Origin of the sequence: Gordonia sp. VNK21 (assembly GCF_046098115.1) — a bacterium.
GTDB lineage: Bacteria > Actinomycetota > Actinomycetes > Mycobacteriales > Mycobacteriaceae > Gordonia.
Window position 1 is genome coordinate 324661 of the sequence record NZ_JBJURU010000002.1, and the last position, 14584, is coordinate 339244.

The following is a 14584-nucleotide window of genomic DNA, read 5'->3' on the forward strand; positions in this document are numbered from 1 at the left end:
TCACTTCTGTAACAGTGAATCAGTGCTTTCCCGGTTCCGGCAACCCGGAGGCCGATGACCAGCGCCGATCGTTAGGAAGGTGTGACCAGGTGGCGCGTCAGGTGCGCGATGCCGTTCTCGTCGTCCGCAGGCGCCGGGGTGCAGACCTCTTCGAGCGCCGCCCGCGCTGCGGTCTCGTCGAGCCCGGCACCGATCACCACCAGAGAGGTCCGCGGCCCGCCCGCATCCCAGCGCCGCACCGAGACCTGCACGAAGCCGCCCACGGCATGGACCTCGTAGGCGTGCCCTCGATGTCCGGGCAGGTCCACCCGCACCAGCCCCTTGCACCGGTACGCCCCCGCCGGCGGCCGCTCGAGCAGGGCCGCCAGGCGGCGCGGGTCCACCGGCCGCTCGGTCTCCAGGGCCACCGAGGCGAAGGCGGCGTGCAGGTGGCCGGAGTGGTCGTCGTGCCCGTCGCACTCCTCGGCGATCAGGTCGCTGAAGCTCAGCTGGCGGGGCCCGGAATCGTCGACGACGGCCCCGGCCGGGTCGAGCAGCAGCGCCGGGTCGATCGCCGCCCGAACCACCGGCAGCACCGGAGCCGTCGGATTCAGCCCGGCCAACCGCTCCCGCAGACGGCGCGCCGCAGGCTCGTCGATCAGGTCGATCTTGTTCAGCGCCACCAGATCCGCGACCCCGATGTGCCCGGCCACCGACGGATGGTCGGCCAGCACCTGCTCGGCACCGCCCGCGTCCACCAGATAGACCAGGCCTCCGTAGCCCAGGCGTTCGTCGCGCGCGGCGACCACCAGCCGGATCAGGGCCCGCGGTTCGGCGATCCCGCTCGCCTCGACGACGATCGCGTCGACGCCGGAATCGGCGAGCGCGCGCATCGATTCGCCCAGCGAGTCGGCGTCGGTCACACAGCAGATGCAGCCCCCGGGCAGGCTGACGGTGCCCGCCGCCGTCCCGGACACCAGCAGTGCGTCGATGTTGACCGCCCCGAAATCGTTCACCAGCACACCGAGCCGGCGGCCGTCGGCGTGCGCCAGCAGGTGATTGAGCGCCGTCGTCTTTCCGGAGCCGAGGAAACCCGCCAGAATCACCACCGGAATCATCGGGCCACCACCGGAATCATCGGCACTCCGGACACAGGACGGCCAACTCCCGCCCGGACGAATCGGGGTGATTGCGCACCCTATTGGTCGGCGCCCCGCATTCGCTGCAGCGGCCGATCACCGCAGCATGATCGGAGAAGTCCACCGACATCCGCCGATCGAACACATAGAGCGACCCCCGCCACAATCCGTCGTCACCATAACGCTCGCCATAGCGCACGATTCCACCGTCGAGCTGATACACCTGGGAGAAACCACGATTACGCAGCAGTGCACTGAGCACTTCACACCGCACGCCGCCGGTGCAATAGGTGACCACCGGACGATTCTTCAAATGATCCAGCGCACCGCTGTCGATCAGCGGCAGAAAGTCACGGGTGGTGTCCACAGCCGGAACCACCGCATTTCGGAATTGTCCGATCTGCGCCTCGATCCGATTTCGCCCGTCGAAGAAGACCACCTCGTCGCCGCGCTCGTCGACCAGCTCGTGCACCTGTTCAGGAGTGAGCCGGCGGCCTGATCCGACCACGCCGTCGGCATTCACCTCGACCTCACCGGGCGCCCCGAAGGTCACCAGTTCGGGGCGGACCTTCACGCTCAGTTTGGGGAAATCGTCACCGGCACCGTCGGACCATTTGATGTCCGCATGCTTGAATGGCAGGTATTCACGGGTGGCCCGGACATAGCGTTTCACCGCACCGATGTCGCCGCCGACGGTGGCGTTGATACCGTGCGGCGAGACGATGATCCGGCCGCGCAGTCCGTGAGACCGGCACACCGCGAGCTGCCACAGCCGGATCGCCTCGGGGTCGGACAGCGGCGTGAACACATAGAACAGCACGATCTTGGGAGTGGCCACGATGCAAGCGTACGGACACTGGGCCCGGCTGATCGTGACGGGCCTGTGCGCCGTCGCAGCGCTCGGGCTGACCGGCTGCGGCCTGCTCGACGAGCCGGGAAACTCCAGCCCCATCGTCATTCCTGGCACCGACGAGCTCTCCACCGAGCGCCCGGCCTCGATCAGCGCCGCCACGTCGGCGACGCGTTCGCCGGACCGCACCGAGGTCTCCCCCGCCGACAGCCTCGACCAGGCCATTCGCCAGGCCCGCCGGGTCAGCGTGAGCAACTTCCGGATCGGGGCGGTGACCGCGACCGGCGAACGCGAGGACGGCTTGTCCGGGGTGCACTTCTCCACCCCGGACCGGGCGGTGCGCTGCTCCACCGGCAATAACGGCTCCGACGCCCTGGCCTGTGTGGGCCGCAAAGTGGACGGCCCGCGCCGGGCGCCGTCCGATGCGCCCGGCGGCTGCGACTGGGATCCGGATCTGGTGACCCTCGACGCGGAGAACATCGGTCGCGGCGGCTGCGCCAATCTTTATCCGGTGCTGTATCGATCCCGAATTCTCGAATTCGATTCCGCACTCACCGCGAATCGATTCTCCTGCCTGAGCCGGGCCGCCGGCCTGTACTGCCTGGAATCGAGTTCCGGCGACGGTTTCGCCATCACCCGCGACGGATTCGAGGAAATCAATGGCGATGATCGAGCCCCCGGAGCTTCCTCATCAAGCGCTGAATCCAGCGCGGTTCCTTCCCGTTGATGGATATGTAGAATAGGCTGGCAAAAGCACAGCCGATCATCCGATATCAGCGAGAGGCAGCCCCATGGCAAAACGCACCGTCATCAAGATCGTCGACGACATCGACGGCGCAGAGCTCGACGAGTACGAAACCGTCCGTTGGAGCCTGGACGGTAAGAGTTACGAATTCGACACCTCCCCCGAGCATGCCGAAGAGTTCCGCAACGTACTCGCCGAGTATCAGAGCATTTCCCGGTCGGTGGGCGGCCGCGCCACCCGCCGCAGCTCCGGCGCCAAGGCACCGAACACCCGGGTGGTCCGGGAATGGGCCAATGAGAACGGCTTCACCGTGAGCGACCGCGGCCGTATTCCGGCCGACGTGCTGTCGGCCTACGAAGCCGCACACTGATCGACCTGCACACGCGGCCCCGGGAGTCCCGACTTCCGGGGCCGCGTCGTATCCGGGGTCGCTGTATCCACTGCATCCGGGGCGCACCGCCGCCGATACTCCCGCCCGCAAGGATTCGACCGCGCTGATCCTTATTTTTGCGGCGGGGCCCGCCGCGCCGGATAGGCTGACCGGTCATGACGACGAGATCCGTCCGCCGCCGCGGACCGGCACTGCTGCTCCTGCTGATCGTGGGGCTCGCGCTGGCGCTCTCCGGCTGCAGTTCGTCCGGCGACGGTGACGGCGATTCGGGGATGTGCGCCCCGCAGGGACTGGCCACCGCCAGCACCGCGCCGACGAATCTGGAGACCTCTGCCACCGCCGTCGACAAATACACCACCGACAGTGTCACCCCGCTCGAGTCGATCGACGTGAGCCGGCTGAACCTGGTCGAACCCGGCACCCTGACCGTCGGCACGCTCTCCGACGCACCGCCGAGCATCTGCCTCGACTCGGCCGGCACCTACACCGGCTTCGACAACGAACTGCTGCGGGCGGTGGCCGGCAAGCTCGGCCTCAAGATCAAATTCGTCGGCACCGAGTTCTCCGGCCTGCTCTCCCAGGTGGCCAACCACCGCTACGACGTGGGCTCGTCGTCGATCACCACCACCGACGACCGCCGCAAGACCGTCGGCTTCACCAACGGCTACGACTTCGGCTACTTCTCCCTGGTGGCCCCGGTCGACGGCGCGGTGCAGAGCTTCTCGCAGCTGAACGACGGCATGCGGGTGGGCGTGGTGCAGGGCACCGTGCAGGACGACTACGTCACCAACACCCTGCACCTGGATCCGGTGAAGTTCCCGGACTACGCCACCGCCTACGCCAATCTGCGCACCGGCCAGATCGACGCCTGGGTGGCCCCGAGTCAGCAGGCGGAGGGCTCCATCCGGGACGGTGACGGCACCGCGATCGTGGAGAACACCTTCAGCGTCAACAACTTCGTCGGCTGGGCCACCGCGCTGGGCGATCAGCCGCTGATCGACGCGCTCAACAGCGGCCTCGACGCGGTGATCGCCGACGGCACCTGGTCCGAGCTCTACACGGACTGGGTGCCGCGCGAGCTGCCCGACGGATGGAAGCCCGGCTCCAAGGCGGCCCCCGAACCGCAGCTGCCCGACATCGCCGCCGCAGCCGCGGCGCATGCGAACGACGCCGCCCCGGCGGCGGCCGCCCACCAGAACACCTGGCAGCAGCTCGGCCACACCTTCTTCGACTGGGAGCTGTACCGGAAGGCCTTCCCCGATCTGTTCAAGACGGGTCTGCCCAACACCATCATCCTGGCGCTGGTCTCCGGGGTGATCGGCACCGCGCTGGGCATGCTGCTGGCGGTGGCCGGCATCTCCCGCTCGCGGTGGCTGCGCTGGCCCGCCCGCATCTACACCGACATCTTCCGCGGACTGCCCGCCGTGGTGGTGATCCTGCTGGTGGGTCTGGGCATCGGCCCGGTGGTCAAGGACCTCACCGGCGGCAACCCGTACTGGCTCGGCGCGGTGGCCCTGGCTCTGCTGGCCGCCGCCTACATCGGCGAGATCTTCCGCTCCGGTATCCAGAGCGTGGAGGCCGGGCAGCTCGAAGCGTCCCGGGCGCTGGGGTTCTCGTACCGCAGCTCGATGCGCCTGGTGGTGGTGCCGCAGGGTGTGCGCCGGGTGCTGCCGGCCCTGATGAACCAGTTCATCGTGCTGATCAAGGACTCCTCGCTGATCTACTTCCTCGGGCTGCTGGCCAGCCAGCGCGAGCTGTTCGCGGTGGGCCGGGATCTCAACGCGCAGACCGGTAACCTGTCTCCGCTGATGGCCGCCGGCCTGGTCTACCTGCTGCTCACCGTGCCGCTGACGCACCTGGTGAACTACATCGACAAGCGGCTGCGCGTCGGAAAGGCCTCCTGATGACTACTCCTGACACCGCCGCGCCCGCTGCCGTCTCGCTCACCGGCACCGGCCTGGAACTGGCCTTCGGCAGCAATCAGGTGCTGCGCGGCGTGGACATCCAGGTCGACGCGGGCACCACCACGACGGTGATCGGCCCGTCCGGGTCCGGCAAGTCGACGCTCCTGCGGGTGCTCAACCGGCTGCACGAGCCGCAGGCCGGCGACATCCTGATCGACGGCCGGTCGGTGCTCAAGGACAACCCCGATCAGCTGCGCCGCCGCATCGGCATGGTCTTCCAGCACTTCAACCTGTTCCCGCACATGACGGTGGCCGCCAACATCGCGCTGGCGCCGCGCAAACTGCTGGGGCTGAGCAAGGACGAGGCCCGGGCCGCCGCCGAGGAACAGCTCGAACTGGTCGGGCTGCGGGAGAAGGCCGATGTGCGCCCGTCCACGCTCTCCGGCGGGCAGCAGCAGCGGGTGGCGATCGCGCGGGCGCTGGCGATGAAGCCGGAGATCATGTTCTTCGACGAGGCGACCAGCGCCCTGGACCCGGAACTGGTCAAAGGTGTGCTGTCGCTGATGGCCGATCTCTCGCGGGCCGGGATGACGATGGTCGTGGTGACCCACGAGATGGGTTATGCGCGAGGCGTTTCCGACAACGTTCTGTTCATGGACCAGGGTCTGGTGGTCGAGACCGGCACCCCGGAGCAGATCTTCGACGCCCCGGAATCCGAACGGCTGCAGAGCTTCCTGTCGGAAGTCCTCTGACGTCCTCGGCAGCCGCGCCGCCGTCCGGTCAGTCGCCGGCGAGTGCGGCGCGGAACTCCGGAGAGTCGTAGAAGGGCGCCAGCCTCCGGCGGACGGAGGCCTCGAGGAAGCCGGCGGCGTGCAGCCGCTCGATCACCGGAGGCCCGAAGCGCAGCGCCTCCTCGATCAGGTCCTCGCGGTGGATCCCCAAGTCGGCCAGCACATCCGCGAGCGGGGTGCCGCCGTAGGTGTCGAAGACCTCGTCGATCCCCGCGTCGAGAAGCACCTGGAAGTATTCGGTGTGCCGGAAGGTGCGCCAGAACTCGAAGACGAGCACCACGGTGTCCTCGACGTCGTCGTCGTTCACCGATTCCCGGAAGCCCTCGATGTTCTCCTGCGCGTGGCCACGCCAGAATTCGCGGGCGGCGTCGAGGAGCAGCACGTCGGAGTCCTCGCGGGCCGCATCGAGCACCATGCCCGCACCCCAGCGGGTCATCCGCTCGAGCCGGGCGTCGAGCACCCGGCGCCATCGGCTCCGGGACGCGCCGAAGCGGTGCTCGACGGCCCGCTGGGCCATCTCGGCGGCCAGGTCGACGGTGACCGGGCTCTCGAGCACGGTGCGCACGGCCCTCCGGGAGAGGGGCATCTCGGCCAGGGTCACCGCCAGCTCGTCGAAGCTGCGGGTGTCGAGGACGTCGGCCAGCCGGGTGCCGCGGTTGACGTCGTGCCGGTAGAGGCGGGCCGCGACCCTGCCCACCAGCTCCGGGATCGCGCCCTCCACCGGGAACTGGACGGTGTACTTGGCGGCGACCGCCTTGATCAGCGCCCGCGGCATGGCCTGCTCGAGCGGCATCGTGCCGGCCTCCGCGTAGAAGCCGTCGATCTCCTCGTCGACCAGCCGGCGGAAGGTCTCCGGCCGGAGCAGCTCGTCGACGGTGTGCCGGGTATGCGCCTGCAACAGGCGCCCGGCCAGAGCGTCGGCGGAGTCGGCGTCGCTGGTCATGCGCCCCAGCATAGGCGACGGCGCCGGCGCCGCTAGAGGACCTTGATCTCCCGCTCGGCCAGCGCGGTGCGGGCGGCCGGACGGCCGAAGACGCCGCGGCGCCTGCGGCTGACGGCCGTGCCGCCGGCGGCGCAGGCGAGCAGCGCGGCGGCGATCCACATCGCCGCCGGCGCGCCGAGGCGCCAGTAGACCGTCGCGCCGATGGTCCCGCCCAGCAGTAGCGCCGCCCACAGCGACAGGTGCCGCATCCACAGCAGCGGCGGGCCGCCCTGGAACCGATCCACCAGGCGCTGACCGGATTTCACCAGTGCGCCGGTCATGTACGTCAGGCCGATGCTGGCCTCGCCGGCGGTGAGGAAGGTGGCGTTCATCGCGCCCATGGCCAGCGGCAGGCCCACCAGGACCGGTACGTCGGAGTCGATCAGGGTGGAGAGCAGCGCGGTGATCGCCACCAGCGCGGTCGTGGCGGTCAGCACCGTGGTGCGGCCGTCCCAGAACCGCACCAGCACCGCGCCGAGCACCACCCCGCAGAAGAAGGAGCCGAGCAGTGCGGCCGCGAAGCCCACCTGCCCCCACATGCCGTCGCCGAGGTGGGTGGCCAGTTCGGTGGTGTTGCCGCTCATGAACGAGACGAACCAGCCGCCCAGCGCCAGATAACCGACCGCGTCGAGGTAGCCGGCCACCGACGACAGGCCCACCGCCAGCCCCACCTCGCGCCGTGCGATCGCCTTCACATTCAGTCCCCGAGCATCGCCGACAGCACCGTGAGCACACCCTGCTCGCGGTTCGGCGGGGCCTGGAAGCGGGCCCGGCGGCGCACCTGCTCGTTGCCGTCGGCCATCGCGTACGACCAGTCGGCGGCGTCGAGCATCTGCAGATCGTTGAGGTAGTCGCCGAAGACCACGGTCTGCTCCGGGGTCACCCCGAGCTGCTCCTGCAGGATGCGCACTCCGGCGCCCTTGTCCACGCCGAAGGCCATCATGTCGATCCAGTTCCGGCCGGACACCACCACCTGGCACCGCTCGTCGAGTCCGCCGAAGAATCCGGTCGCCGAATCCGCCGCGTTCACCGGGTCGAAGACGGCCAGTTTGAGGATCTCGTCGTCGACGGCGAGCAGGTCGTCGACCGTGCTCAACCGCAGGTAGTACTTGGCCGATTCGGTCGCGAAGTCGTCGGTGTCCCGTTCCTCGACGTAGCCGCCGGTGCGTCCGCAGACCACCAGATCCAGATGGGCGCCGTCCTCGCGCGCCCCGCGGACGGTCCGCACCACCTGTTCGGTGATCGCCGGGTCGATCGTGCGGGCCACCTGGGACCGGCCCTCATGCACCACCAGGCCGCCGTTCTCGGCGATGTAGGAGATCTGCCCGGCCACCCGGGCGAACAGCGCTTCGAGGGTGTAGTACTGGCGGCCGCTGGCCGGAACGAACCGGATGCCGCGCTGCTCCATCCGCTCGAGCAGCGGCCAGAATCCGTCGGGCACCGAACCGTCGGGATCGAGCAGAGTGCCGTCCATGTCGGCGACGACCAGCCGGGGGTCGCGGGGAACGTCGAACTCAGTAGTCACCGCACCATCGTCTCACTCGCCGCGCTCACTCGGCGGCCCGGCGGCGCCAAAGCGGGAGCAGATCCTGCAGGCTGTGCAGGACGACGACGCTGCCGCCGGTTCCCGGGTCGGGATCGGGGATCACCTGGTCGGGGTCGATGAGGAAGACCTCGTGCCCTTCCAGGCTGAGCCGGCGGATCACCTCGAGCAACATCCGCCGGGCGACGTCGTTGACCGACTGCACCCGCACCAGGGCCAGCGCGATCCGGTGCTCCTCGATCGTCTTGTCCACGAAGTAGCGCAGTACCTGTTCGGCGCCGGAGAACTGGAGGGCGCCCTGCAGGGAGACCACGCGCACGTCGCCGGCCGGGGCGTGGTGGACCCGATCGCTGCGGATCACCGTGGTGGTGGCCGGCGGCACCTCCATCAGGTGCATGCCCATGTCGGCGGTGAACCGCTCGAACAGGTCCAGGCCGCGCACGCTGTTGCCGTGCCGGTCCAGCCGGGGCGAGAAGGTGGAGATGCCGACCTGCCCGGGCAGTGCACCGATCAGACCGCCCGAGACCCCGCTCTTGGCGGGCACGCCCACACGGGTCATCCAGTCGCCGGCACCGTCGTACATGCCGCAGGTGGCCATCACCGAGAGCACCTGCCGGGCCACCGCCCGGGAAACCACCGGCGCCCCACTGACCGGGTGCACACCGCCGTTGGCCAGGGTCGCGGCCATCACCGCGAGGTCCTCGGTGGTCACCGACAGCGAACACTGCCGGGTGTAAGCGGCCACCGCGACGATCGGGTCCTCGTCGATGATCCCGTTGGCACGCAACAGATTGGCCAGTGCGCGGTTGCGGTAGGCGGTGTTCATCTCCGACTCGAAGACGGCGTCGTCCACCGAGAGGCGGCGGCCGGCGAAGGCGCTCAGGCCGTCGACGATGCGTTCATGGCGGGCCGCCGCATCCATCTCGGGCGCACCGGCCAGCGAGTTGGTGGTGATCGCCCCGGCGTTGATCATCGGGTTGAGCGGCCGGCTGGTCTCCGGGTCCAGGGACAGTTCGTTGAAGGCGTCGCCGGAGGGTTCCACCCAGACCTTCTCCAGAACCGCCTCGAAACCGCGGTCGGCCAGGGCGAGGGCATAGACGAAGGGTTTGGAGATCGACTGGATACTGAACTCGACGCCGACGTCACCTGCGGTGTACCGCGCACCGTCGATGGTGCAGACGGCCACGGCGAGCCGGTCGGGGTCGGCGCCGGCCAGTTCGGGGATGTAGTCGGCGGGCGCACCGGATTCGTCGGCCGCCACCGACTGGAGGGCGCCGTCGAGGTAGTCCGGGATCGGGGATCGCACGGCCTCACCCTATCCGGGCCTCCGGGCCCGGATCACCTCAACCGAGCCGGTAGGCGCTGTCGGAGACGGTGAAGAAGTGCTCGCGTCGCTGACGAAGACGAACCGGGCCGGGCCGTCACCGGTGACGGTCACCGCATTCGGGGCGATGTCGGCGACACCGCCGCCGGAGACGTGCGGCGCACCGGCCGGCACCGGCCCGCGGCAGCCCGCCGAGGTCTGCGGACCGTCCGGCGTAATGGCGCAGTGCCACAGGCCCGACGGCGAGACGAAATAGACGGTGGAGTCGCCGGTGCCGGCGGCGGCCTGCGCGGCCAGCGGGGGCGCCCCGGCCAGGGTGAGGCCGGCGAACGCGGAGGCGGCGACGGCGAGGAAACGGCGCAGAGACCGGGCTGAAGTGTTCATGTCTCCACTGTGAGCCCCAGAAACCGCTCTGACCATGGGGAGAACTCCCCATCGTCGACCGGATCACGGATCGATCGAACGTGACGAACTGCACCCGATTCCGCCAAACGTTCGACAGTGCGGCCCGTCACGCGTAGGTTCGCCTACTGCCCAGTCAACACTGGCACCGACCTTCCACCGCGGTGGTTCGGCGCCCGCAAGAGGAAGGCAACATGACTGCTCACCAGGGCGAGACAAGCGGCTACGAGGAGCTCGCAGCGGATCCGTACACCGGCGAAGGCCGGTCGACGATCCGCAAGGCGATCGCCGGATCGGCCATCGGCAACGCGACCGAGTGGTACGACTACGGCGTCTACGCGGCCACCACCACCTACCTGACGCAGGCCTTCTTCCCCGGGGACCTCGGCGGCGTCGGCACCATGCTCGGTTTCGCGATCTCCTTCGCACTGCGGCCGCTCGGCGGCATGGTGTGGGGACCGATCGGCGACCGGGTGGGCCGCAAGGCCGTCCTGGCGATCACGATCCTGCTGATCTCGCTGGCCACCGCACTCATCGGCCTGTTGCCGACGCATGCGGTCGCCGGGATCTGGGCGCCGATCCTGCTGATCGTGCTCCGGGTGATCCAGGGCTTCTCCACCGGTGGCGAGTACGGCGGCGCGGCCACCTTCATGGCCGAGTACGCCCCGGACAAGAAGCGCGGCGGACTCGGCTCGTTCCTGGAGTTCGGCACCCTGGCCGGACTGTCGGCCGGCACCGGCATCGTGCTGCTGATGGACCTGGGGCTGAGCGACGACCAGATGCAGACCTGGGGCTGGCGCATCCCGTTCCTGCTGGCACTGCCGCTGGGTCTGGTGGGCCTGTACCTGCGCTCGCAGCTCGAGGACACCCCCGTCTTCCAGGAGGTCGCCGAATCGACCGAGTTCGAGGCGATCACCGACGATGTGCTGAACCGCTCCCCGCTGAGCCGGCTCGGGCACGCCATCGCCTCCGGCGCCGGCGAACTGGTGCGTCTGTGCCGCGAGTACTGGCAGCCGCTGCTGGTGATGGGCGGCATGGTGATCGCGCTGAACGTCGCCAACTACACGCTGCTGGCGTACCAGCCGACGTATCTGAAGACCACGATCGGGATGAGCGAGACCACCGGCTCGGTGGTGATCCTGATCGGTCAGCTGGTGATGATGGCGATGATCCCGTTCTTCGGCGCCTTCTCCGACCGGGTGGGCCGCAAGCCCATGTGGTGGGCCTCACTGGCGGGCCTGTTCGTCTTCGCTCTGCCGCTGTACTGGCTGATGGGTCAGGGCATGGGCTGGGCGATCGTCGGCTTCGTGGTGCTGGGGCTGCTGTATCTGCCGCAGCTGTCCACCATCTCGGCGACTTTCCCGGCGATGTTCCCCACGCACGTGCGCTACGCCGGCTTCGCCCTCTCGTACAACCTCTCGACGGCGGCCTTCGGCGGCACCGCGCCGCTGGTGAACGAGGCGGTCGTCGACAACGGCGGCTGGAACCTCTTCCCCGCCGCCTACATGATGGGCGCCTGCGTGATCGGCATGGTCGCATTGGCGTTCCTCAAGGAGACCGCCGGTGCCTCCCTGCGCGGCACCGAGATCCCCGAGCAGCACGCTGACTACTCGACGCTCGAAGAGGTGGATGTGACCGCCTCCCGGTGACCCGCGTCGGTCGCGCGCGGGCTCGTCGCACTGGGAAAGGCCCGCCGACGCAGAACGGAAGATAGGGTACCCTAACTTCATGTCTGCGGAGGATGTCCAGGAAACGCTGTTCTTCCCGTTGCTCGGGCGCGCGGAGGCCTCGCACCGCTGGCCGGCCCTCTTCCATGACGAGTGGGCGCACACCGCGGAGGAGATCGCGGCCGCGGAGGGCACCGCGGCCACGTCGATGGGCACCATTCCGGCCGTCGTCTACGGGCTGCGCCGCACACTCACCGTCGCCGAGATCCACCGCTACCTGGACCGTCGCCCGGGTGCGGCCGTGGTCAACATCGGCTGCGGACTCGACCGCCTCGGCCCCGACCTCGGTGACGCCGGGGCGGCGGCGACGATCTACAACCTCGACTTCCCGGAGGTCCTCGCCACCCGGGAACGCTGGATCGGCACCGCCCCCAACGAGGTTGACCTGCCCTTCTCGGTGACCGATCACGCCTGGATGGATCGGGTCGACGCCTCCCGTGGGCTGATCGCCGTGGCCGCCGGCGCCCGCCGGTCGCTGCCGCTGGGCGCTCGCGCCTTCTTCGCGACGTGCGGCGCATCCGCGGAATGTACGTCGTGGTGGTCGATTTCGTGCCGGACTCTTCCGCGCCACACCGTCGAGCCGAGGACTGAAAGCCGGATCGATGGGTGTGGTGGGCGACTGACCCGGCACCCTCGACGCTCGCGATCCACGGCGGTCACTTCACGATGATCGCGCCGGCGGCGCTGCGGCGATCGCCGACCAGGAGCGGCGCGAGTCGCACCAGCGCGACCATGACCAGCAGCTCGATCAGCGTCTGCGTGACCACGACCAGCGGGGCCAGGTCGTAGGCCGCGGGCAACGCCAGGACCAGCGGCAATACCACCAGGGAGTTGCGCGTGACGCCACTGAAGACCACCGCCCGGCGACCGGGCACGTCCAGGCGTGCGATCCGGCCCGCCACTGCGCCGACGGGCACCATCACCGCGGCGAACAGGAGGTAGACGGGCACCGCGAGAAGCAACGAGCCGAACCGCTCCCCGACCCCGGCGATCTGCGAGGCCACCACGACGCCCAGCGTCACCACCATCAGAGGCACCATCGCATCCGTCACCGCCTGTGCCACACGGCTTCCCACGACGCTGCGGCCGGCGGCGAACTGCGTGAGGCCGGCCGCCGCCAGCGGCGCCAGGATGATGACGACGAACGCCTCGACGAAGGGGCCGAACTCCACCGTCGAGACGAACTCGGAGCCGACGAAGAGCCACAGATACAGCGGCAAGGCGACCATCTGGGCGAGCATCAGCACCGGTGCAGCCGCCAGCAGCCGATCGGCGGATCCACCGGCGAGCCCGCAGAAGACGATCACGTAGTCCACACACGGGGTGAGCAGTACGAACAGCACCCCCACGAGCAGCACCCGATCGTGCGCCACGATCCGGGACAGGCCGAACACCACCGCGGGCACGACGAGGAAGTTCACCACGAGAACCGTGCCGAGGAACCGCCAGTCCCGCAGCGCACGGGCGATGCTCGCGAACGGGATCCCGAGGAACGTGGCGTACAGCTGCACCGCCAGCACCGGCAGAACGGCGTGCTCGGCCGGGCCCGCCACCGCGGGAACGGTCAGCCCGAGCACCCCGCCGACGGCCAGGCCGGCGAGGTAGAGCGGGATCTGACGGCGCTCCATCCACGCCACGGCGGCACGCACAGCGCGCTCCCTATCGGTCGGCATTCAGCCAGGCTCCGGCGATCGGCGATGTCCCGCTCCGCGAGCGGCGACGTCGACGGCGCCCGCCTGCTTCCGCGTTGATCGCCGACATGGCGCCCATTCTCGCGCACATCCCTCCGGAGCACACACAGTGAGTGGTATCGACAGACCTAGGTGAAGCCGTGCCATGCCACCAGCTCTGGGTGTCGCCGATGTGCGCCTATAGCGCTGACCAACCGGCGCACCGACGCATACGGCGGAGTCGGGCTCGGCCCTACTCTGCCCCGTCCAGGAGCAGCCACCCCGGAGAATCACACATGAGTGCAACCCAGCATTCCGGCCGCGTCGCGGTCGTCACCGGCGCGTCGTCCGGCATCAACGCCGACGTCCTGGTCAACAGCGCCGGCATGATGCTCCTCGGACCGTTCTCGTCGACGCGCCACGAGGATTACCGGACCATGATCGAGGCGAACCTGCTCGGTGCGATCACTGCCACCGAGGTGTTCTTGAACCCGCTCACGCACGGCGGCGGAGATCCGATCAACATCTCCTCCGTCGCCGGACGCACCACCCGCGCCACCAACGGCTGAATCGCCGTCGTCTTCCTTGATCTTGATGTAGTGATCGCCGAGCTCGGGGAACTGATTGATGGTCTGAGCTGCCGCCCACTTCCGGTCATCAGCGCTCGGCTGATCGATAAGGAGCTTGCCGAAGTAGTTGTTGATCTGGGCGCGGAGTTGGTCGTCCTCAATCGCCGCCGGAGGGTGGTCGTAGGTCTTGAGCATGTCGTCGCGACTGATCCATGTGTCATCGCGAGTCAGGATGTCCGTCGGGGTCAGGAGCACGTAGTCGCCGTCGAACCTCAGGAGGTAGTACGACTTCGTGGCCCACGACTCCGTCTCGAAGTTGAACTCGGCACGCGTTACAGAGAAGTCAGCGCACATCGAGGGATCGAGATGGGGACTGCTGCACGGTTAGGTGACATCTGATCTGGCTTGCCCGGGAGGGCTGGCCTGGAAGGATGACATCGTGCCCAAGCCCTATCCCACCGAGTTCCGTGACGACGTTGTGCGCGTCGCGAGGAGCCGCGAGCCTGGAGTGACGATCGAGCAGATTGCGAAAGACTTCGGTGTCCACCCGATGACGTTGCAGAAGTGG

The 14584-nt window shown here is 68.8% G+C and carries 16 protein-coding genes; 8 read left to right on the forward strand and 8 right to left on the reverse strand.

The annotated features are described in order from the left end of the window. Positions 1–71: 71 nt before the first annotated feature. Entirely contained in the window at positions 72–1097 is a 1026-nt protein-coding gene (locus ACJMNC_RS04530) for a CobW family GTP-binding protein (RefSeq protein WP_408946743.1), read from the reverse strand. A 16-nt stretch (positions 1098–1113) separates the two neighbouring features. Beyond that, positions 1114–1956, reverse strand: coding sequence for a rhodanese-related sulfurtransferase (locus ACJMNC_RS04535; RefSeq protein ID WP_408946744.1), 843 nt, complete (start codon positions 1954–1956; stop codon positions 1114–1116). Between ACJMNC_RS04535 and ACJMNC_RS04540 the strand changes: the two genes are divergently transcribed. From ACJMNC_RS04540 to ACJMNC_RS04555, 4 genes are all read left to right on the forward strand, one after another. Next, on the forward strand, positions 1949–2695 hold the full coding sequence (locus ACJMNC_RS04540; protein WP_408946745.1) for a hypothetical protein: 747 nt from the start codon (positions 1949–1951) through the stop codon (positions 2693–2695). The genes ACJMNC_RS04535 and ACJMNC_RS04540 overlap by 8 nt on opposite strands. A 64-nt stretch (positions 2696–2759) precedes the next feature. Next, complete coding sequence (locus ACJMNC_RS04545; protein ID WP_408946746.1) at positions 2760–3083, forward strand: Lsr2 family protein; 324 nt, start codon at positions 2760–2762, stop codon at positions 3081–3083. Positions 3084–3259: 176 nt separating this feature from the next. Beyond that, on the forward strand, positions 3260–5008 hold the full coding sequence (locus ACJMNC_RS04550) for an ABC transporter substrate-binding protein/permease (RefSeq protein WP_408946747.1): 1749 nt from the start codon (positions 3260–3262) through the stop codon (positions 5006–5008). Then, a complete protein-coding gene (locus tag ACJMNC_RS04555; RefSeq protein WP_408946748.1) occupies positions 5008–5760 on the forward strand; it encodes an amino acid ABC transporter ATP-binding protein in 753 nt (250 codons plus the stop codon). The genes ACJMNC_RS04550 and ACJMNC_RS04555 overlap by 1 nt, the downstream gene beginning before the upstream one ends. Positions 5761–5788: 28 nt before the next feature. Here ACJMNC_RS04555 and ACJMNC_RS04560 read toward each other — a convergent pair whose 3' ends face one another. The 5 genes from ACJMNC_RS04560 to ACJMNC_RS04580 are packed head-to-tail and all read right to left on the reverse strand — an operon-like array spanning position 5789 to position 10032. Beyond that, complete coding sequence (locus ACJMNC_RS04560) at positions 5789–6742, reverse strand: hypothetical protein (protein WP_408946749.1); 954 nt, start codon at positions 6740–6742, stop codon at positions 5789–5791. Between the two features lie 32 nt (positions 6743–6774). Next, a complete protein-coding gene (locus ACJMNC_RS04565) occupies positions 6775–7476 on the reverse strand; it encodes a YoaK family protein (RefSeq protein WP_408946750.1) in 702 nt (233 codons plus the stop codon). A gap of 2 nt (positions 7477–7478) precedes the next feature. Then, entirely contained in the window at positions 7479–8306 is an 828-nt protein-coding gene (locus ACJMNC_RS04570; RefSeq protein ID WP_408946751.1) for a Cof-type HAD-IIB family hydrolase, read from the reverse strand. Between the two features lie 25 nt (positions 8307–8331). After that, complete coding sequence (locus ACJMNC_RS04575; protein ID WP_408946752.1) at positions 8332–9630, reverse strand: glutaminase; 1299 nt, start codon at positions 9628–9630, stop codon at positions 8332–8334. A 9-nt stretch (positions 9631–9639) separates the two neighbouring features. After that, positions 9640–10032 carry a hypothetical protein gene (locus ACJMNC_RS04580; protein ID WP_408946753.1) on the reverse strand — a complete coding sequence of 131 codons (393 nt, stop codon included), beginning with the start codon at positions 10030–10032 and terminating at the stop codon, positions 9640–9642. A gap of 212 nt (positions 10033–10244) precedes the next feature. On the opposite strand from ACJMNC_RS04580, the gene ACJMNC_RS04585 reads away from it, so the two are divergent. Both ACJMNC_RS04585 and ACJMNC_RS04590 read left to right on the forward strand, forming a co-directional pair. After that, positions 10245–11699 (forward strand): MFS transporter, encoded by a 1455-nt coding sequence (locus ACJMNC_RS04585; protein ID WP_408946754.1) that lies wholly within the window; start codon positions 10245–10247, stop codon positions 11697–11699. Positions 11700–11778: 79 nt separating this feature from the next. Continuing rightward, a complete protein-coding gene (locus ACJMNC_RS04590) occupies positions 11779–12447 on the forward strand; it encodes a hypothetical protein (protein ID WP_408946755.1) in 669 nt (222 codons plus the stop codon). Here ACJMNC_RS04590 and ACJMNC_RS04595 read toward each other — a convergent pair. Next, positions 12434–13405, reverse strand: a complete 972-nt coding sequence (locus tag ACJMNC_RS04595) for an arsenic resistance protein (protein WP_408946776.1) — start codon at positions 13403–13405, stop codon at positions 12434–12436. The genes ACJMNC_RS04590 and ACJMNC_RS04595 overlap by 14 nt on opposite strands. Positions 13406–13836: 431 nt before the next feature. Here ACJMNC_RS04595 and ACJMNC_RS04600 point away from each other — a divergent pair, with 431 nt between their 5' ends. Continuing rightward, positions 13837–14016: an SDR family NAD(P)-dependent oxidoreductase gene (locus ACJMNC_RS04600; protein WP_408946777.1), complete on the forward strand. Its 180-nt coding sequence runs from the start codon at positions 13837–13839 to the stop codon at positions 14014–14016. A gap of 439 nt (positions 14017–14455) precedes the next feature. Continuing rightward, positions 14456–14584, forward strand: a 129-nt coding sequence (locus tag ACJMNC_RS04605) for a transposase (protein ID WP_408946778.1), incomplete at its 3' end; no start/stop codon positions are given.